The sequence below is a fragment of the Methylobacterium sp. J-092 genome (genome assembly GCF_022829325.1).
GTDB lineage: Bacteria > Pseudomonadota > Alphaproteobacteria > Rhizobiales > Beijerinckiaceae > Methylobacterium.
In genome coordinates this window covers 1-18,378 of record NZ_JAKSXU010000032.1, presented here as the reverse complement: position 1 = coordinate 18,378, position 18,378 = coordinate 1, and the positions used below count along the sequence as shown (strand labels likewise).

General features: G+C 70.3%; 17 protein-coding genes and 1 pseudogene. 7 read left to right on the top strand and 11 right to left on the bottom strand.

Translation table 11 applies throughout. From position 1 onward, the window contains the following. Positions 1-103: 103 nt before the first annotated feature. Positions 104-601, top strand: a complete 498-nt coding sequence (locus MKK60_RS00895) for a DUF3280 domain-containing protein (RefSeq protein ID WP_243983522.1) — start codon at positions 104-106, stop codon at positions 599-601. 447 nt (positions 602-1,048) lie between these two features. On the opposite strand, the gene gatB is transcribed toward MKK60_RS00895, so the two are convergent. The 5 genes from gatB to MKK60_RS00870 all read right to left on the bottom strand — a co-directional run bounded on the left by gatB (position 1,049) and on the right by MKK60_RS00870 (position 5,086). Beyond that, positions 1,049-2,521 carry an Asp-tRNA(Asn)/Glu-tRNA(Gln) amidotransferase subunit GatB gene (gene gatB / locus MKK60_RS00890; protein ID WP_147841655.1) on the bottom strand — a complete coding sequence of 491 codons (1,473 nt, stop codon included), beginning with the start codon at positions 2,519-2,521 and terminating at the stop codon, positions 1,049-1,051. A gap of 64 nt (positions 2,522-2,585) precedes the next feature. Continuing rightward, on the bottom strand, positions 2,586-2,888 hold the full coding sequence (locus MKK60_RS00885; RefSeq protein WP_147727685.1) for a hypothetical protein: 303 nt from the start codon (positions 2,886-2,888) through the stop codon (positions 2,586-2,588). Further along, positions 2,885-4,375: an Asp-tRNA(Asn)/Glu-tRNA(Gln) amidotransferase subunit GatA gene (gene gatA / locus MKK60_RS00880; protein WP_243983521.1), complete on the bottom strand. Its 1,491-nt coding sequence runs from the start codon at positions 4,373-4,375 to the stop codon at positions 2,885-2,887. Before gatA ends, MKK60_RS00885 begins: the two co-directional genes overlap by 4 nt. Positions 4,376-4,472: 97 nt before the next feature. Beyond that, complete coding sequence (gatC, locus tag MKK60_RS00875; protein WP_243939033.1) at positions 4,473-4,760, bottom strand: Asp-tRNA(Asn)/Glu-tRNA(Gln) amidotransferase subunit GatC; 288 nt, start codon at positions 4,758-4,760, stop codon at positions 4,473-4,475. 134 nt (positions 4,761-4,894) lie between these two features. Continuing rightward, positions 4,895-5,086 (bottom strand): hypothetical protein, encoded by a 192-nt coding sequence (locus MKK60_RS00870; RefSeq protein ID WP_243983520.1) that lies wholly within the window; start codon positions 5,084-5,086, stop codon positions 4,895-4,897. Positions 5,087-5,203: 117 nt separating this feature from the next. Here MKK60_RS00870 and MKK60_RS00865 point away from each other — a divergent pair, with 117 nt between their 5' ends. After that, positions 5,204-5,785 carry an SMI1/KNR4 family protein gene (locus MKK60_RS00865; protein ID WP_147727684.1) on the top strand — a complete coding sequence of 194 codons (582 nt, stop codon included), beginning with the start codon at positions 5,204-5,206 and terminating at the stop codon, positions 5,783-5,785. 22 nt (positions 5,786-5,807) lie between these two features. Continuing rightward, on the top strand, positions 5,808-6,299 hold the full coding sequence (ruvX, locus tag MKK60_RS00860) for a Holliday junction resolvase RuvX (protein WP_147727677.1): 492 nt from the start codon (positions 5,808-5,810) through the stop codon (positions 6,297-6,299). A 29-nt stretch (positions 6,300-6,328) separates the two neighbouring features. Here ruvX and dprA read toward each other — a convergent pair whose 3' ends face one another. Genes dprA through MKK60_RS00840 form a run of 4 tightly spaced genes read right to left on the bottom strand, consistent with a single transcriptional unit; the run spans position 6,329 to position 10,421 of the window. Next, entirely contained in the window at positions 6,329-7,507 is a 1,179-nt protein-coding gene (dprA, locus tag MKK60_RS00855; RefSeq protein WP_243983519.1) for a DNA-processing protein DprA, read from the bottom strand. A gap of 21 nt (positions 7,508-7,528) precedes the next feature. Next, positions 7,529-8,161, bottom strand: coding sequence for a glycerol-3-phosphate 1-O-acyltransferase PlsY (plsY, locus tag MKK60_RS00850; protein ID WP_243983518.1), 633 nt, complete (start codon positions 8,159-8,161; stop codon positions 7,529-7,531). Next, the gene (locus tag MKK60_RS00845; RefSeq protein ID WP_243983537.1) at positions 8,158-9,468 is read right to left on the bottom strand and encodes a dihydroorotase; all 1,311 of its coding nucleotides are present in this window, start codon (positions 9,466-9,468) and stop codon (positions 8,158-8,160) included. Before MKK60_RS00845 ends, plsY begins: the two co-directional genes overlap by 4 nt. A 5-nt stretch (positions 9,469-9,473) precedes the next feature. Further along, positions 9,474-10,421: an aspartate carbamoyltransferase catalytic subunit gene (locus tag MKK60_RS00840; protein ID WP_147727857.1), complete on the bottom strand. Its 948-nt coding sequence runs from the start codon at positions 10,419-10,421 to the stop codon at positions 9,474-9,476. A gap of 143 nt (positions 10,422-10,564) precedes the next feature. Here MKK60_RS00840 and MKK60_RS00835 point away from each other — a divergent pair, with 143 nt between their 5' ends. From MKK60_RS00835 to topA, 3 genes are all read left to right on the top strand, one after another. Beyond that, positions 10,565-11,419, top strand: a complete 855-nt coding sequence (locus tag MKK60_RS00835) for a cytochrome b/b6 domain-containing protein (protein WP_243983517.1) — start codon at positions 10,565-10,567, stop codon at positions 11,417-11,419. Then, complete coding sequence (locus MKK60_RS00830) at positions 11,416-12,327, top strand: molybdopterin-binding protein (RefSeq protein ID WP_147727858.1); 912 nt, start codon at positions 11,416-11,418, stop codon at positions 12,325-12,327. Before MKK60_RS00835 ends, MKK60_RS00830 begins: the two co-directional genes overlap by 4 nt. Before the next feature lie 205 nt (positions 12,328-12,532). After that, complete coding sequence (gene topA, locus MKK60_RS00825; RefSeq protein WP_243983516.1) at positions 12,533-15,295, top strand: type I DNA topoisomerase; 2,763 nt, start codon at positions 12,533-12,535, stop codon at positions 15,293-15,295. A 51-nt stretch (positions 15,296-15,346) separates the two neighbouring features. Here topA and MKK60_RS00820 read toward each other — a convergent pair whose 3' ends face one another. Then, entirely contained in the window at positions 15,347-15,532 is a 186-nt protein-coding gene (locus MKK60_RS00820) for a hypothetical protein (protein WP_147843597.1), read from the bottom strand. Positions 15,533-15,810: 278 nt separating this feature from the next. Here MKK60_RS00820 and parE point away from each other — a divergent pair, with 278 nt between their 5' ends. Then, positions 15,811-17,931: a DNA topoisomerase IV subunit B gene (gene parE / locus MKK60_RS00815; RefSeq protein ID WP_243983515.1), complete on the top strand. Its 2,121-nt coding sequence runs from the start codon at positions 15,811-15,813 to the stop codon at positions 17,929-17,931. Between the two features lie 155 nt (positions 17,932-18,086). Here the strand turns inward: parE and MKK60_RS00810 are convergent. Continuing rightward, positions 18,087-18,353: pseudogene (locus tag MKK60_RS00810) on the bottom strand (porin family protein); the annotation flags it as partial. Between the last annotated feature and the right edge of the window lie 25 nt (positions 18,354-18,378).

Genomic DNA, 18,378 nt, shown 5'->3' with positions numbered 1-18,378 from the left:
GCCGGCGCCGTCCGAGCCCGCCGGGCCGTGTTGCAGAGAACCGCGGCCTGCCGCGTTGTCCCTGTACCGGCGCGCCCGGATGCGCGGGCTCGCGAGGAACGCCATGACACGCCGCCCCCTGCACGCCCTGATCACCGTCGCCGGGCTGGCGCTGGCCGCGACCGGCGCCCGGGCCGCGCCTGCCAAGGCGGCGATGTTCGACGTCCAGTTCGCGAACCTGTCGCCCGTCGCCCCCGACGCGGCCGAGACGGGGCGCCTGAAGCGCATCGGCACCGAGTTTCGCGACCTTCTGCAGAACAAGGGCCTGTTCACGGTGGTCTCGGCCGAGCCGGTCCGCGAGGAGGTCGCCAGGAGCGCGGACCTGCGTCCCTGCAACGGCTGCGCCGTCACCGTCGCGAAAAGGCTCGGGGCCGACACCGCGATCACCGGCGAGGTCCAGAAGGTCTCGAACCTGATCCTCGACCTCGATGTCTACGTGAAGCCGGTCGCCGACGACGCGCCGAAGCAGGCCTGCAGCGTCGACCTGCGCGGCAACACCGACGAATCGTTCGATCGCGCCGTGCCCCACATGGTCGAGAACAACATGAGCGCCGGGCCGTAGGACCGGTCGATCCCAAGGATCTCGCAGAGCTTGCGACGCCGACCCGATCGATGTCGCGACGCATCGAGAGATCGCCCTTCATCATCCAGGCAATCTTTTGCGGTGCGATCGACTATTCGCACATGCGAAGACTGGAAAGAGCAGCCGAAATGCACGCTTGACGTCGTGGTCTGTCGGGATCAGTCTATCTCCGTGCTTCGCCGATGGCGAAGCCGAGGCCGACCGGTGGGGTGAGCCTTCCGCCGGAGCAGGCAGGAGGAGACGAGCATGACTCCACCGCAGCGCGACGCCGCCACGACGACTTCGTGACCCGTTCGGCCCGAGGTCCAGCGGCATCAGACGGACGACGGACGGAAGCGGCCTCAGGGGCGCAGAAGCGGCCGGCACGGCTCGCCTTCGAATGCGCGAAATGCCCCGGCTCGGCCGCTTCCGCCCGGTTCTGAGATTCTACTCGATCCCGAGCTTGCTCTTGAGCAGGGCGTTGACCGCCGCCGGGTTCGCCTTGCCGCCGGTGGCCTTCATGGTCTGGCCGACGAACCAGCCGAGCAGCGTCGGCTTCTCCTTCGCCTGCTGAACCTTGTCGGGATTCTTGGCGATGATGTCGTCGACCGCCGCCTCGATCGCGCCGGTATCGGTGACCTGCTTCATGCCGCGGGCCTCGACGACCGCGCGCGGGTCTCCGCCTTCCGTCCAGACGATCTCGAACAGGTCCTTGGCGATCTTGCCCGAGATGACGCCCTCGCCGATCAGGTCGATGATCCGGCCGAGCTGGTCGGCGGAGACCGGCGTCGCGTCGATGCCGAGGCCTTCCTTGTTGAGGCGGCCGAACAGCTCGTTGATCACCCAGTTCGCGGCCGCCTTGCCGTCGCGCCCGCGCGCCACCGCCTCGTAGTAGTCGGCCGACGCCCGCTCGGCCACGAGCACGTTGGCGTCGTAGGCGCTGAGCCCGAAATCGGCGACGAAGCGCGCCTTCTTGGCGTCCGGCAGCTCGGGCAGGCCCTCGGCGAGGGCGTCGACGTAAGCCTGGTCGAACTCGAGCGGCAGCAGGTCCGGATCGGGGAAGTACCGGTAGTCGTGCGCCTCTTCCTTGGAGCGCATCGAGCGGGTCTCGCCCTTGGCCGGGTCGTACAGGCGGGTCTCCTGGGAGATCGTGCCGCCATCCTCGATGATCGCGATCTGGCGCCGCGCCTCCGACTCGATCGCCTGGCCGATGAAGCGGATCGAGTTGACGTTCTTGATCTCGCAGCGGGTGCCGAGCGGCTGGCCGGGACGGCGCACCGAGACGTTCACGTCGGCGCGCAAGCTGCCCTTCTCCATGTCGCCGTCGCAGGTGCCGAGGTAGCGCAGGATGGTGCGCAGCTTGGTCACGTAGGCGCGGGCCTCCTCGGAGGAGCGCAGATCCGGCCGCGAGACGATCTCCATCAGCGCGACGCCGGACCGGTTGAGGTCGACGAAGCTCTGGGTCGGGTTCTGGTCGTGCAGCGACTTGCCGGCATCCTGCTCGAGGTGCAGCCGCTCGATCCCGACGGTGATCGACTCGCCGTCGAGCAGGTCGACGACGACCTCGCCCTCGCCGACGATCGGGTCCTTGTACTGCGAGATCTGGTAGCCCTGCGGCAGGTCCGGGTAGAAGTAGTTCTTCCGGTCGAACACCGAGCGGTGGTTGATCCGCGCCTTCAGGCCGAGGCCGGTGCGCACCGCCTGGGCCACGCATTCCTCGTTGATCACCGGCAGCATGCCGGGCATCGCCGCATCGACCAGCGAGACGTGGTCGTTCGGCTCGGCCCCGAACTCGGTGGAGGCGCCGGAGAACAGCTTCGAGCGGCTGGTGACCTGGGCATGGATCTCCATGCCGATCACCACCTCCCAGTCGTGCTCGGCGCCCTTGATGAGCTTCTTCGGGTTCACGGGAGCCGTCATGCTCGGACTTTCATGCAACGGGGCGCCGGGGCGCCGCGGAGTGTCGTGGCGGTGCGGGGACCGGTCAAGGCGCGTGCGGCCGCAGGATCCGCCGGGCTGTGAAGCCGAGGATCGACCACAGGATGGCCGCGCCCACCCGCACCGGGAAGAAGGTCGGCCCGTCGTGGCTGACCGGCGCCGGCCACGGGATGCCGATCGCGGTGACCGCCCAGGAGAACAGCACCGCGGCGACGAAGCCGGCGATGACCGCGACGAACAGCTTGCCGAACTGATCGGCCGACCAGCCGAGATAGAGGCAGACCGCGATCAGGACCGGGTCGAACCCGGCCCAGATCCAGACCGTCCAGGGATAGTAGGGGACCGTCACCACCAGGCCTTCGGCAGGACCGTGCGTCCGGCGGCGCGCTCGATCACCTCGGCGGTGGCGAACAGGGTCTCCTCGTCGAAGGGGCGGCCGATGAGCTGGAGCCCGAGCGGCAGGCCCTGGCCGTCGAGGCCGGCCGGCACCGCGATGCCGGGAAGACCGGCCATGTTCACCGTCACGGTGAAGACGTCGTTGAGGTACATCTCGACCGGGTCGGCCGAGGCCTTCTCGCCGATGCCGAAGGCGGCGGACGGCGTCGCCGGCGTCAGGATCGCGTCGACACCGGCCGCGTAGGCCTCCTCGAAGTCGCGCTTGATCAGCGTGCGGATCTTCTGGGCGCGGACGTAGTAGGCGTCGTAGTAGCCGGCCGAGAGCACGTAGGTGCCGATCATGATCCGGCGCTTGACCTCGCGGCCGAACCCCGCCGCGCGGGTGTTCTCGTACATCGCGGCGATGTCCTTGCCGGGCACCCGCAGGCCGTAGCGCACGCCGTCGTAGCGGGCGAGGTTCGAGGAGGCCTCGGCCGGCGCGACGATGTAGTAGGCCGGCAGCGCCAGCTTGGTGTGGGGCAGCGAGATCTCGCGGATCGTCGCGCCGGCATCCTTCAGCCAGGCGGCGCCGTCGTCCCAGAGCTTCTGGATCTCGGCGGGCATGCCCTCGACCCGATACTCCTTCGGGATGCCGATAGTCAGGCCCTTCACCCCGCGCGAGACCGCGGCCTCGAAATCCGGCACCGGGAGATCGACGCAGGTGGTGTCGCGCGCGTCGGGGCCAGCCATCGAGCCGAGCAGGATCGCGCAGTCGCGCACCGTGCGCGCGATCGGGCCGGCCTGGTCGAGAGAGGAGGCGAAGGCCACCGTGCCCCAGCGCGAGACGCGGCCGTAGGTCGGCTTGATGCCGACGGTGCCGGTGAAGGCGGCCGGCTGCCGGATCGAGCCGCCGGTGTCGGTCGCGGTGGCGCCGAGGCAGAGATGCGCGGCGACCGCCGCCGCCGAGCCGCCCGACGAGCCGCCCGGGACGATCTTGGCGTCGGAGAGGACGCCCATTTCCTGCCGGCGCCACGGCGAGATCACGTCGCCGTAGGCGCTGGTCTCGTTCGAGGAGCCCATCGCGAACTCGTCGAGGTTGAGCTTGCCCAGCATCACCGCGCCGTCGCGCCAGAGGTTGGCCGAGACGGCGGATTCGTAGTGCGGCTCGAAGGTCTCGAGGATCCTGGAGCCCGCGGTCGTGACGACGCCCTCGGTGCAGAACAGGTCCTTGATGCCGAGCGGCAGCCCTTCGAGCGGGCCGGCCTCGCCCTTGGCGATCCTCGCGTCGGAGGCGTCCGCCATCGTCAGGGCGCGGTCGGGCGTCTCCAGCAGGTAGGCGTTGAGGACCCGCGCCTTCTCCAGCGCCGCGATGTGCGCCTGCGCGATCTCGCGGGCGGAGAAGGTCTTGGCCTTCAGGCCGTCGCGCGCCTCGGCGAGGCTGAGTTCGTTGAGGTCTGTCACGCTGTTCGTCCTCGGCCGTTCGGCCGCGATGCGGGTCGGGGGCGTTCCGTCGGGCGGGGCCGGCGGGCGCGGCAGGCGTCCTTCGCGGAAGGGCCGCCTACTCGACGACTTTCGGGACCAGGAAGTAGTGGTCCTCCGTCTCGGGCGCGTTGGCGACGACGTCGACCGCGCGGCCGCCGTCGGTGACCACGTCCATGCGCTTCTTCATCGCCATCGGCGTCACCGAGGTCATCGCCTCGACGCCGGTCACGTCGACCGCGCCGAGCTGCTCGACGAAGGCGAGGATGGCGTTCAGCTCGCCCTGCAGCGGCGCGACCTCGTCTTCGGCGACCGCGATGCGGGCCAGATGCGCGATGCGCCGGACTGTCTTCTCGTCGACCGACATGCTGCCTGTTCGTCTCGGCTGTTCGTCCCGAAGGACCCGGCGCGCCGCGGCGGAGATGCGCCGCGTCGGCCCGGTCCCTCGACGGTCCGGGCGCTATAGCACCGGGCTTCGCGACGCCGCAACGCGCCGGGGCGTCAGGTGACGACGTGGTTCGGCGTCACCGTCGTCTCGACCACGATGCCGGCCGGGCGGATCGGGAAGCACGCGGCCAGGGTGAAGCCGAGCACCAGGACCTCGAAGGCGACGAGCAGCATCACCTTGTGCCGCCGCGGCAGCGGGCGGCGAGGAGGGGACGCGTGGGGGACGAGAGAACCGATGGCGCGCACGATTGCCTCCGCTGCGGGCTTAACGAAACCTTAACCATCGTTATGAGGGAAGCGCTGCGTTGTCGGCCACGGCAAACTCGCGACGCGGTTAACGGCTGTGGATGGAGCGTGAGCGCGATGTGGAACACGGTGTTCGAGCGGCTTCATCCGGGCGCACGCTCGAGCGACGCCGAGATCGCGCGGGCGGAGGCCGAGCTCGGCTTCGCGCTGCCCGAATCGTATCGCAGCTTCTGCCGTGACTGCGGCGCCGGCCTCGCCAACGGCCATTTCCGGATCGCCACGCCCCTGCCCTACCCGGCGGCCGACCTGGTGACGCGGGCGGAGATCATCGCCGACAGCATCAACGCGGCGATCGCGGCGCTCTCGGCCGCCGACGCGCCGCACCGGTTCGCGATCGAGGACAACGACCTGTCGCGGCTCGCACGCGCCTGCTTCTTCGGCGAAGGCGAGGACGGCAGCTTCCTGTTCTGGGACGTCGCCGGCGCGGGCGAGTACCCGATCTGGGTGATGGCCGCGGATCTCGAAACCGTCCGCTTCGGCGGCGACAGCCTCGACGCGTTCTTCCGGCGCACGCAGGGCCTGACGATCCTCGACGTGCTCGGCGACGGCACCCCGCCGCTGGCCTCGACCTTCGAGGGCATCGAGGCGGCGGTGATGGCGCGGGCCGGCGAGGCGAGCCCGCCCGGCGAGCCGGCATAGGGCGCGAGCGGAACGGGATACGATGGACGAGGACACGTTACGCGCCTTCGCCGAGGCCTCGCGCGGCGGCCCCCGGCTGATCGGCATCGATCTCGGCACCAAGACGATCGGGCTCGCCCTGTCGGATCTCGGCCGCCAGATCGCGTCGCCCCTGGAGACGATCAAGCGGGTGAAGTTCACGCCCGACGTCGCGCGGCTGCGCTTCCTCTGCGAGCAGCACGCGGTCGGCGGGCTGGTGATCGGGCTGCCGCTCAACATGGACGGCAGCGAGGGCGTGCGGGTGCAATCGACGCGCTCGTTCGTGCGCAACCTCAAGCCGCTCCTCGACCTGCCGGTCCTGTTCTACGACGAGCGCCTTTCGACCGCCGTCGTCACGCGTGCGCTGATCGCGGCCGACACCTCGCGGGCCAAGCGCGGCGCGCTCGTCGACAAGCTCGCCGCCGCCTACATCCTGCAGGGCTGCCTCGACCGGATGCGGGGGCTGGTCGAGTCCGAGGACGACGACCCGTTCTGAGCGCTTGCGCGCGTCTCGCCGGCTGCGGCTCAGCCGATCAGCGACACCATCCCGCTGCCGTGCCGCTCGATCCGCCCGTCGAGCTCGAGCTCAAGCAGCGTGGTCTGGACGCGGCGCACGGAGAGCCCGGTGGCACGCGCAAGCTCGTCGGTGCCGACCGGCGTCGGGCTGAGCGCGGCGACGAGCGTCTCCCGGTCGCTCACCGGCTCTGCCGGTTCCGGCGCCTCGAACGGCGCAGCCGGCATCGGCGCGGCGCCGTCATCGAGGTCGATCTCGTCCCAGAAGTCCGGCTGGTCGGCGAGGTCCGGTCGCGGGAGCGCCGGCACCCGGTCGGGGTCGTTGCCGCGTTCGATCAGCGGTGCGATGGCGGCGAGGACGTGCTCGACCTCGGCGACGAGCGTCGCCCCCTGGCGGATCAGGTCGTTGGTGCCCTCCGCCCGCGGGTCGAGCGGAGAGCCCGGCACCGCGAAGACCTCGCGACCCTGCTCGAGGGCGAAGCGCGCGGTGATCAGCGAGCCCGAACGGCGTGCCGCCTCGACCACCACGGTGCCGTAGGCCAGCCCCGAAATGATGCGGTTGCGCCTCGGGAAGTCGCGCCCGCGCGGCACCCAGCCCATCGGCATCTCGGCGATCACCGCCCCGCCCGCCTCCAGGATCGCCTCGACGATGCCGGCATGGTTGGCCGGATAGATCTTGTCGTGGCCGCCCGCGAGCACCGCGACGGTGCCGGTCGCGGCGGACGCCTTGTGCGCGCGGGCGTCGATCCCGCGGGCCAGGCCGGAGACGACGACGAGCCCCGCTTCGCCGAGACCGCGCGCCAGCCGCTCGGTGAAGGCGAGCCCGGCGGCTGAGGCGTTGCGCGAGCCGACGATCGCCGCCGCCGGCCTTGAAAGCGCGTCGGCGGATCCGCGCACCGCGACGAGGGGCGGCGCGGAATCGGCCGCCTGAAGGATCTTCGGGTAGCCCGCCTCGCCCATCGCGACGATGCGGGCACCGAGGCGGCACGCTGCCGCGATTTCCGCCTCGGCCTCGGCGCGCGCCGGCGGCACGAGGCGCCGTCCCCGGCGCGCGGTCAGGTCCGGCAGGGCCGCGAGGGCGCCGGCCGCGCCGCCGAAGCGGCTGATCAGGCTGCGGAACGTGCGCGGCCCGACCCCTTCGGTTCGGATCAGGCGGAGCCAGTCGAGCCTTTGTGCGTCGGTGAGCTGCACGGGCCTTCCCCCGAAGGGGTCTCAGCCCTTCTGACCGATCCGTCCCTCGGTGCCGTCGACCAGCCGGCGGATGTTGGGCGCGTGCTTCCACCATAACAGCAGGCCGAGGACGAGGAAGAGGCCCGCGCGCGCCGGATCGTTCAAGGCCCACAGAATGATAGGGGTCGCGGCCGAGGCTGCGAGCGCCGCGAGCGACGAGTAGCGCAGGGCGAAGGCGAGGCCGAGCCAGATCGCCGCGAAGGCGAGCAGCGCCGGCGGGCTTAGGGCGAGCAGCACCCCGAGGAAGGTCGCGACGCCCTTGCCGCCCCTGAACCTGAGCCAGACCGGGAAGAGATGCCCGAGAAAAGCGCCGAGCCCGGCCGCGAGCGCCGGCCACGCGCCGGTCCCGTCGCTGGTGCCTTGGCCGAACCGCTGCGCGATCAGCACCGCCGCGGTGCCTTTCAGGGCATCGCCGAGCAGCGTCGCGGCGGCGAGCCCCTTGCGGCCGGTGCGGAGCACGTTGGTCGCGCCGATGTTGCCCGACCCGATCGCCCGCACGTCGCCGAGGCCGGCAAGCCGCGTGAAGACGAGCCCGAACGGGATCGAGCCGAGGGCGTAGCCGAGCGCCAGGCAGCCGAGGACGACCGGCCAGGCGATGTCCGACAGCGCGCTCATGCGGCCGCCGCGAGGTCGGCCGAGCGGTGGACGATCCGGCCGCCGACGAGCGTCAGCACCGCGGCGCCCTGCATCCGCGCCTCGTCGAACGGCGAGTTCTTCGAGCGCGACTTCAGGGTCCGCTTGTCGAGCACGTAGGGCACGTCCGGATCGATCAGCACAAGGTCGGCCGGGGCGCCGACCGCGAGCCGACCGGATTCGCGCCCGAGGATGCGCCCCGGATTCGCCGACAGCGCCGCGAGCAGGCGCGCGAGCGTGACGTCGCCGGCGCGCACGAGGCGGAGCGCGGCGCCGAGCAGGGTCTCGATCCCGAGCGCGCCGTCGGCAGCCTCGGCGAAGGGCAGGCGCTTGGTCTCGACGTCCTGCGGGTTGTGATCGGAGACGACGACGTCGATCACGCCCTCGTTCAGCGCCGCCGCCAGCGCCTGCCGGTCGGCCTCGCCGCGCAAGGGCGGCGAAAGCTTGCAGAAGGTGCGGTAGTGCCCGATGTCGCCCTCGTTCAGGACGAGGTTGTTGATCGAGGCGCCGCAGGTCACCGGCAATCCGTCGTGCTTGGCCCGGCGCACGATCTTGACCGAGTCGGCGCAGGAGATCATCGCCGCGTGGTAGCGCGCGCCGGTGAGGCGGACGAGGCGGAGGTCGCGCTCCAGCATCATCGTCTCGGCCTCGCGCGGGATGCCCATCAGCCCGAGCCGCGAGGCCAGCTCGCCCTCGTTCATCACGCCCTCGCCGACGAGGTCGGGCTCCTCGACGTGCTGCATCAGTAGCGCGCCGAAGTCGCGGGCGTAGGTCATCGCCCGCCGCATCACCTGCGCGTGCGTGACGGCGCGGAGCCCGTCGGTGAAGGCGACGGCGCCGGCTTCCTGGAGCAGGCCGAACTCGGTCATCTCGTGGCCGGCAAGCCCCTTGGTGATCGCCGCCGCCGGCAGGACGTTGACGCAGGCCGTGTCGCGGGCGCGGCGCAGCACGAAGTCGACGATCGCCGGCCCGTCGATCACCGGATTGGTGTCCGGCATGCAGACCAGCGTCGTGACCCCGCCGGCTGCCGCCGCGGCGCTGGCGCTCGCCAGGGTCTCGCGGTGCTCGGCGCCGGGCTCGCCGACGAAGGCGCGCATGTCGATCAGGCCCGGCGCCAGCACGTGGCCGGCGCAGTCGATCGTCCGCGCGCCCTCCGGCAGGCCGGGCGCCGCGCCCCAGGCGATGTCGGCGATGCGGCCGTCGCGGATCAGGACATGGCCCGGCCCTTCGCGGCCGTCGGCCGGGTCGAGGAGGGTGGCGTTGGTGAGGATCTGAGCTTGTTCGGTCATGGCCATCACGCGTTCGGCAGATGCGAGGCCAGCGCTTCCATCACCGCCATGCGCACGGCGACGCCCATCTCGACCTGCTCGCGAATCAGCGACTGCGCCCCGTCGGCGATGTCGGAGGCGATCTCGACGCCGCGGTTCATCGGGCCGGGATGCATCACCAGGGCGTCGGGAGCGGCGAGCGCGAGCTTGTCGGCGTCGAGGCCGAAATAGCGGAAATACTCCTTCACCGAGGGCACGAACGAGCCGTTCATGCGCTCGCGCTGCAGGCGCAGCATCATCACGATGTCGCAGCCGTCGAGGCCCTTGCGCATGTCGGTGAAGACCTCGACGCCGAAGCGCTCGATGCCGGCGGGCAGGAGCGACGACGGGGCGATCACGCGGACGCGCGCACCCAGCGCCTGCAGCAGGATCAGGTTCGAGCGCGCGACGCGGCTGTGCAGCACGTCGCCGCAGATCGCGACGCGAAGCCCCTCGATCCGCCCCTTGTTGCGGCGGATGGTCAGCGCGTCGAGCAGCGCCTGCGTCGGGTGCTCGTGGGCGCCGTCGCCGGCATTGACCACCGAGCAGTCGACCTTCCGCGCGAGCAGGTGCACGGCGCCGGCCGAATGGTGGCGCACCACGATGATGTCGGGCCGCATGGCGTTCAGCGTCGCCGCGGTGTCGATCAGCGTCTCGCCCTTCTTCACCGAGGACGAGGCCACCGACATGTTCATCACGTCGGCGCCGAGGCGCTTGCCGGCGAGCTCGAACGAGGATTGCGTGCGGGTCGAGGGCTCGAAGAACAGGTTGATCTGGGTGCGACCGCGCAGCGTCGCGCGCTTCTTCTCAACCTGACGGGAGATCGCCACCGCCGCGTCCGCCCGGTCGAGCAGCCCCTCGATGTCGGGGCGCGACAGGCCCTCTATCCCGAGGAGATGCCGGTGGGGATAGTTCGGGTGCGTCGGCTGGCTCATCGCCTCGCGTGATAGGTCGCGCCCGATGCGACGGCAAGCGCGCGGCGCGGTACCGGGCTGGCAACTTTCGGCGGCGGCGATACGTAACCAGCCGAGACGAGGCGGCGAAGTGGTCGCCACTCGGACAATCAGGTGACACTCCCTTGGCAGCTTCCCCGGCGATTCCCTCCGGCACCGCGACGCCCCGCCGCGAGGCGATCTACCGGCATCCGCTGGTGATCCGCGTCGCGCACTGGCTCAACGCCGCCTCCCTGCTGATCCTGCTGATGAGCGGGCTGCAGATCTTCAACGCGCATCCGGCCCTGTACTGGGGCGCGAAGTCGACCTTCGACACCCCGGCGCTGGCGATCACCAGCGACACCGACGCCAAGGGCAACGCCCGCGGCATCGTGACGATCGGCGGCCGCACCTTCGACACCACCGGCGTGCTCGGGCTCTCGAAGGACCAGGGCCAGATGACCGACCGGGCCTTCCCGTCGTGGAGCACGATCCCCTCGGGGCAGGATCTCGCCACCGCGCGGCGCTGGCACTTCCTGTTCGCCTGGGCGCTGGTGATCAACGGGGCGATCTACCTGCTCTACGGGCTGGTGTCGGGGCAGCTTCGCCGGCGGGTGATCCCGGACGGCGACCAGATCCGCGACTTCGGCGGCTCGGTGCGCGAGCATCTCACGCTGCACTTCCCCAAGGGCGAGGAGGCCAAGCGCTACAACGTGCTGCAGAAGCTGACGTACCTCGCCGTGATCGCCGGCCTTCTGCCGGTGATGGTGCTGGCCGGCCTCGCGATGTCGCCGGGCATGGATGCCGCCTGGCCCTGGCTGGTCGACGTGTTCGGCGGCCGGCAGTCGGCGCGCACGATCCACTTCATCGTGGCCAACCTCCTGGTGCTGTTCGTGATCGTGCACGTGGTGCTGGTGCTGGTCTCGGGCTTCTGGAACAACATGCGCGGCATGGTCACCGGCTGGTTCGCGATCGAGAAGGACGGAGCGACCCCGCGATGAGCAACCTCGACCGCCGCCGCTTCCTCACCACCGTCGCCGCGCTCGGCGGCACCGCGATGCTCGCCGGCTGCGACCGCTTCGCCGGGTCCGCCTACGGCCCGCGGACGCTGAAGGCCGGCGAGGACGCCAACCTGTTCGTGCAGCGCCTGTTGCTCTCGAACGCCTCGCTGGCGAAGGAATTCCCGGATTCCGAGATCTCGGCGGTGTTCAAGCCGAACGGCACGATCGACCCGCCGGACAAGGCCTACAAGGCGCTTGCGGCCTCGAACTTCTCGACCTTCAAGCTCGAGGTCGGGGGCCTCGTCGAGCGACCGCAGAGCTTCGGCCTCGCCGACCTCCGCGCGCTGCCGTCGCGGACGCAGACGACCCGGCACGATTGCGTCGAGGGCTGGAGCTGCATCGGAAAATGGTCCGGCGTGCCGCTGGCTGAGGTGCTGAACCGCGCCGGGCTGAAGCCGCAGGCGCGCTACGTCGTGTTCCACTGCGCCGACACGCTCGAATATGCCGGCGGCGGCCTCGAAGGCGGCAAAGACGGCGCGTTCCTGCAGCCGGAGAACCCGAGCGCGGTGCGCCACGTCCAGGTGGCGGCCGCGGGCAACGATGCCGACGCCTGGGGCGGTGCCCCGGCCGAGGAGCCCGAGGAGACGCGCACGCCGATCCGCTACTACGAGAGCATCGACCTCACCGACGCCTTCCACCCGCAGACGATCCTCGCCTACGACCTCAACGGAAAGCCGCTCCCGGTCTCGAACGGCGCGCCCCTGCGCCTGCGGCTCGAGCGGCAGCTCGGCTACAAGCAGGCCAAGTACGTGATGCGGATCGAGGTAGTCGAATCGCTGGCCAGGATCGGCGACGGCCAGGGCGGCTACTGGGAGGACCGCGGCTACGAATGGTACGCCGGCATCTGAGACCGGCCCCCTCCCCCGCAAAGGGGGGGAGAATGCCCACCCGTACGCGCCTCGCGGCAGGCGCCCCGAACAGCCCCCCATTTGACAACCCGCGGGGCATGAACCACTTCATGCCCCGCGCAGGTCCGGCCCGGCCGCGGCGCGAAACCCAACAATTGGTGCGTTCCTGCCGCTGCTCGGGCTTTGACGAGAGGCTGTTTCGTCCATGAAAGTCGTCGTCGTCGAGTCGCCGGCCAAAGCCAAGACCATCAACAAGTATCTTGGCCGCGACTATGAAGTCATCGCCTCGTTCGGGCACATCCGCGACCTTCCGGCCAAGGACGGGTCGGTCGATCCCGAAGCCGATTTCAACATGATCTGGGAGCTCGACGCCCGCGGCTCGAAGCAGGTGTCCGAGATCGCCCGCGCCGTGAAGGGCGCGGACAAGCTGATCCTGGCGACCGACCCGGATCGCGAGGGCGAGGCGATCTCCTGGCACGTGCTGGAGGCGCTGACCGCCCGCAAGGTGCTGAAGGGCATCCCGGTCGAGCGCGTCACCTTCAACGCGATCACCAAGGCGTCGGTCGAGACGGCGATGCGGCAGCCGCGCCAGATCGATCAGGCGCTGGTCGACGCCTACCTGGCGCGCCGGGCGCTCGACTACCTCGTCGGCTTCAACCTGTCGCCGGTGCTGTGGCGCAAGCTCCCCGGCGCCCGCTCGGCCGGCCGCGTGCAGTCGGTGGCCTTGCGGCTCGTCTGCGAGCGCGAGGTCGAGATCGAGCGCTTCAAGCCGCGCGAGTACTGGTCGCTGGTCGCGACCCTCTCGACCGCCGACGGCGGCGTGTTCGAGGCTCGCCTCGTCGGGGCCGACGGCAAGCGCATCCAGCGCCTCGACGTCGGCAATGGCGAGGATGCGGCCGCGTTCAAGCGCGACCTCGAGCTCGCGACGTTCCAGGTGGCCTCGGTCGAGGCGAAGCCCGCCAAGCGCCATCCGCAGCCGCCCTTCACGACGTCGACGCTGCAGCAGGAGGCGTCGCGAAAGCTCGGGATGGCGCCGGCGCAGACCATGCGCGTCGCCCAGAAGCTCTACGAGGGTGTCGACATCGGCGGCGAGACGGTGGGCCTGATCACCTACATGCGGACCGACGGCGTCGACATGGCGCCCGAGGCCATCGCCGACGCGCGCCGGGTCATCGGCCGCGAGTTCGGCGACAAGTACGTCCCGGGCGTGCCGCGCCGCTACAGCGCCAAGGCCAAGAACGCGCAGGAGGCCCACGAGGCCGTGCGCCCGACCGACATGGGCCGGCTGCCGAAGCAGGTCGCGCGGATGCTCGATCCCGAGCAGGCCAAGCTCTACGACCTGATCTGGACGCGGACCGTCGCCAGCCAGATGGAGTCGGCCGAGCTGGAGCGCACCACGGTCGACGTGACCGCCAGCGTCGGCCCGCGCCGGATCGACCTGCGCGCCACCGGTCAGGTCGTGAAGTTCGACGGCTTCCTCACCCTCTACCAGGAGGGCAAGGACGACGAGGAGGACGAGGACGGCAAGCGCCTGCCGCCGATGACGGCCGGCGAGGCGCTGAAGCGCGAGCGCATCGCCTCGACCCAGCACTTCACCGAGCCACCGCCGCGCTTCTCCGAGGCCAGCCTCGTCAAGCGCATGGAGGAGCTCGGCATCGGCCGGCCCTCGACCTACGCCGCGGTGCTCCAGACCCTGCGCGACCGCGAATACGTCAAGATCGAGAAGAAGCGCCTGCAGCCCGAGGACAAGGGCCGGCTCGTGACCGGCTTCCTCGAGAGCTTCTTCAAGCGCTACGTCGAGTACGACTTCACCGCGGACCTCGAAGGCCAGCTCGACCGGGTCTCGAACGCCGAGATCGATTGGCGCGACGTGCTGCGCGACTTCTGGCGCGACTTCTCGGCCGCCGTCGGCGGCACCAAGGAGCTGCGCGTCACCGAGGTGCTGGAGGCGCTGAACACGCTTCTCGGCGACCACATCTTCCCCGAGAAGGCCGACGGCTCGAACCCGCGCACCTGCCCGACCTGCGGCTCGGGCCAGCTCTCGCTGAAGCTCGGCAAGTTCGGCTCCTTCGTCGGCTGCTCGAACTACCCGGAATGCAAGTTCACCCGGCAGCTCTCGGCCGCGGGCATTGAGGGCGAGGGCGACGGCTCATCGCCGGACGGCAGCCCGCCCGGCACGCGGGTGCTCGGCAACGATCCGGTGAGCGGATTGCCGGTGACGATCCGCGACGGACGGTTCGGCCCGTTCGTCCAGCTCGGCGAGGCCTCGACCGAGAAGGACGCGGCCAAGCCTAAGCGCTCGTCGCTGCCGAAGGGCGTGACGCCGTCGATGGTCGACCTGGAGAAGGCGCTGCGGCTGCTGTCGCTGCCGCGCGAGGTCGCCCGTCACCCGGAGACCGGCGAGCCGATCCTGGCCAATCTCGGCCGGTTCGGGCCCTACGTCCAGCACGGCAAGACCTACGCGAACCTGGGCAAGGACGACGACGTGCTCGAGGTCGGCGCCAACCGGGCGATCGACCTGATCGTCGCCAAGGAACAGGGCGGCGGCCGCGGCCGCCCGTCCTCGGATCCCGGCCGCCCGATCGGCAAGGACGAGGCGACGGGTCGCGAGCTGGTGGTGAAGGCCGGCAAGTACGGCGCCTACGTCACCGACGGCGAGGTCAACGCGACCCTGCCGAAATCGATGGCCGCCGAGGCGCTGACGCTCGCCGAGGGCATCGACCTCGTCAACGCCAAGCGCGCGGCCGGCGGGGGCAAGCCGAGCCGCGGCCGCAAGGCCGCGCCGGCGCGGGGTGCGAAGGCCACGGCGCGCAAGCCGGCAAAGGCGGCCAAGGACGGCGAGGTCGGGACGGTGAAGACCGGTTCCAAAACCTCCGCCAAACCCGCCGCGAAGAAGCCCGCCACGCCGAAGGCCGCTGCGGGCAAGGCCGCTGCGAAGCCGGCCGCGAGCAAGAAGGCCAGCGGCTGAACCGCCGGCGGCGCGGCTTGCCGGCGGTCCGCGTCAGGCGCGTCGCGGGTCTCAGACGAGGTAGCTGATCGTCGCGGCGAAGGCCGTCGCGAAGGTCGCCAGGGCGATCGTCGTCGGATTGACGAAGGCCGCGCGAGAGACGGGCGCAGCGTCCTGCTCGCATCCGAAGGCTTGCCCGGCGGCGCGCTCGAGGCGGGCGAGGATCAGGGTTCGGGCTTCGATCGAAGCAGTCGTCATCGTCGGCGTCCCAGCCCTCGTTACGGCAAAGATCTTGTGATATAATGCATGATCATGCCGCCGGTTCCGCGCGAAATTGCAGCGTGAGGCGATCTTAACCGGATCTGCGCATCACCCCGATGACGGTTGCATCGCAGCGTTTGGAGGGTTCGCGCTGCACATGCGAAGCTGCATAGCGGATTCGGCCTGCGATCGCCTTTGATGTTTCCGTTTTGTTCCGGTATCGTGAGCGGATGAAAGCCCATGCGAGACGTGACCCGAAGCCTGGAGCCCGTCGGTTGAGCGACGCCCCCATCGACCTGTTCGGGCCGGGCGCGAAGGCCGCTGCCCATTCTTCGCTAGCCCATTCTTCGCCGGCCAAGCCTTCGGCCACGGATCCCTCGCCCGCCGCGCCCCTGCCCTCGTCCGAGCGCCGGCGCAAGCCGACGGCGCCGATGGCGGCGCTCGAGCCGCTCGCCGGTCCGGAGGCCGGCTACACCGCATCCGACATCGAGGTGCTGGAAGGGCTGGAGCCGGTGCGGCGCCGGCCCGGCATGTATATTGGCGGCACCGATGAGCGGGCGCTGCACCACCTGTTCTCGGAGGTGATCGACAATTCGATGGACGAGGCGGTGGCGGGCCACGCCAGCTTCATCGAGGTCGAGCTGGAGGAGACGGGCGCGCTCGTCGTCACCGATAACGGCCGCGGCATCCCGATCGACCCGCACCCGAAGTTTCCCGGCAAGTCCGCGCTCGAAGTCATCATGACGACGCTGCATGCGGGCGGGAAGTTCGACTCGAAGGTCTACGAGACCAGCGGCGGCCTGCACGGCGTCGGCATCTCGGTGGTGAACGCGCTGTCCGACCTCCTGGAGGTCGAGGTCGCGCGCAACCAGACGCTCTACCGCCAGAGTTTTTCGCGCGGTCATGCGCAGGGCGGGTTGGAAACCGTCGGGCGGGTGCAGAACCGGCGCGGCACGCGCATCCGCTTCCATCCCGACTCGCAGATCTTCGGCTCGCTGGCGTTCGACCCGCGCCGCCTGTTCAAGATGGCGCGCTCGAAGGCCTACCTGTTCGGCGGCGTCGAGATCCGGTGGCGGTGTGCGCCGGCGCTGATCGAGGGCACCGACATCCCGGCCGAGGCGGTGCACCGCTTCCCCGGCGGCCTGCGCGACTACCTCGCCCGCGACATCGAGGGCAAGGAGCTCGTCACCGACGCGATTTTCTCCGGCAAGATTACAAAGCCCGGCTCGCACGGCTCGCTCGAATGGGCCGTGGCCTGGATGGTCCACGACGACGGCGTCTCCGCCTCGTACTGCAACACCATCCCGACGCCCGAGGGCGGCACCCACGAATCTGGCCTGCGCGTCGCGCTGCTGCGGGCGCTGCGCGAGCACGCCGAGCGGGTGAACCAGGCCAAGCGCATGACGGCGGTGACCACCGACGACGTGATGGCGACCTGCGCCTCCATGCTGTCGGTCTTCATCCGCGAGCCGGAGTTCCAGGGCCAGACCAAGGACAAGCTCGCCACCGTCGAGGCGTCGCGCATCGTCGAGACCGCGATCCGCGACGCCTTTGACCATTGGCTCGCCGCGTCGCCGGCCCAGGCCAACAAGGTGCTAGACTGGGTGATCGACCGGGCCGAGGAGCGCCTGCGCCGACGCCAGGAGAAGGAGGTTGCGCGCAAGACCGCGACGCGCAAGCTGCGGCTCCCCGGCAAGCTCGCCGATTGCTCGGCCGCCGGCACCGCGGGCTCGGAGATCTTCATCGTCGAGGGCGACTCGGCCGGCGGCTCGGCCAAGCAGGCGCGCGACCGGGCCACGCAGGCGATCCTGCCGCTGCGCGGCAAGATCCTGAACGTTGCCTCGGCCAGCCGCGACAAGCTCGGTGCGAACCAGCTCATCGGCGACCTGACCCTGGCGCTCGGCTGCGGCACGGGCGGTCAGTACCGCGACGAGGAGCTGCGCTACGATAAGGTGATCATCATGACGGACGCCGACGTCGACGGCGCCCACATCGCCTCGCTGCTGATCACCTTCTTTTACCGGCAGATGCCGAAGCTCATCGACAAGGGCCACCTCTACCTCGCGATGCCGCCGCTCTACCGGCTGCAGCAGGGCACCAAGACGGCCTACGCCCGCGACGACTCGCATAAGGAGCAGCTGATCAAGACGGTGTTCAAGAACGGCAAGGTCGAGATCAGCCGCTTCAAGGGGCTGGGCGAGATGATGCCGGCGCAGCTGAAGGAGACGACGATGGACCCGAAGAAGCGCATCCTGATGCGCGTCGCCGTCCTCGACGAGGCGCGCGAATCGACCGGCGACGCGGTCGAGCGCCTGATGGGCAACAAGCCGGAAGCCCGCTTCACCTTCATTTCCGAGCGAGCCGCCTTCGCCGAGAAGACCGACCTCGACATCTGAGCGGCCCGGCACGGCGGTCCGATCGGAGCCCGGCCGCGAGGCCGGGCTTTTTCATGCCCGCGATCCGACGACGAAAAAAGCCCGGCCTTTCGGCCGGGCTTCTCGGGTCGGGTCGAACCGCGGCTCTGGGCGAGCCGCGGCGGATCCGGCAGGTCCTAGTACGAGCCGAACTTGTAGTTCAGGCCGGCGCGCACGACAGCGAACTCGGTGCTGTTGTTGCGTTTCAGGCCGCTCTGCACGACGGTCACGCCCGGCGAGGTTAGCGTCAGGGTGCCGGTCGAGTTGGAGGCGAAGGGGCCGTTGTTGCGGCCCCCCTTGTCGAGGTTCACGTACAGGCCTTCGACCTTCAGAGTCACCGCAGAGGAGCGGAAGAAGTTCAGGAAGGGGTAGGTCGTCAGGGCGTACTGGCGTCCGGCACCAGCGTCCTAGGCGGTGTGAGAGGCGTGT

What these genes read in the sequence shown, in the direction of transcription:
- gatC (WP_243939033.1), bottom strand. Translation starts at nt 4,760, where the DNA reads ATGTCGGTCGACGAGAAGACAGTCCGGCGCATCGCGCATCTGGCCCGC.
- MKK60_RS00840 (WP_147727857.1), bottom strand. Translation starts at nt 10,421, where the DNA reads ATGAGCCAGCCGACGCACCCGAACTATCCCCACCGGCATCTCCTCGGG.
- MKK60_RS00865 (WP_147727684.1), top strand. Translation starts at nt 5,204, where the DNA reads ATGTGGAACACGGTGTTCGAGCGGCTTCATCCGGGCGCACGCTCGAGC.
- MKK60_RS00830 (WP_147727858.1), top strand. Translation starts at nt 11,416, where the DNA reads ATGAGCAACCTCGACCGCCGCCGCTTCCTCACCACCGTCGCCGCGCTC.
- topA (WP_243983516.1), top strand. Translation starts at nt 12,533, where the DNA reads ATGAAAGTCGTCGTCGTCGAGTCGCCGGCCAAAGCCAAGACCATCAAC.
- gatB (WP_147841655.1), bottom strand. Translation starts at nt 2,521, where the DNA reads ATGACGGCTCCCGTGAACCCGAAGAAGCTCATCAAGGGCGCCGAGCAC.
- MKK60_RS00895 (WP_243983522.1), top strand. Translation starts at nt 104, where the DNA reads ATGACACGCCGCCCCCTGCACGCCCTGATCACCGTCGCCGGGCTGGCG.
- MKK60_RS00820 (WP_147843597.1), bottom strand. Translation starts at nt 15,532, where the DNA reads ATGACGACTGCTTCGATCGAAGCCCGAACCCTGATCCTCGCCCGCCTC.
- ruvX (WP_147727677.1), top strand. Translation starts at nt 5,808, where the DNA reads ATGGACGAGGACACGTTACGCGCCTTCGCCGAGGCCTCGCGCGGCGGC.
- MKK60_RS00845 (WP_243983537.1), bottom strand. Translation starts at nt 9,468, where the DNA reads ATGACCGAACAAGCTCAGATCCTCACCAACGCCACCCTCCTCGACCCG.
- plsY (WP_243983518.1), bottom strand. Translation starts at nt 8,161, where the DNA reads ATGAGCGCGCTGTCGGACATCGCCTGGCCGGTCGTCCTCGGCTGCCTG.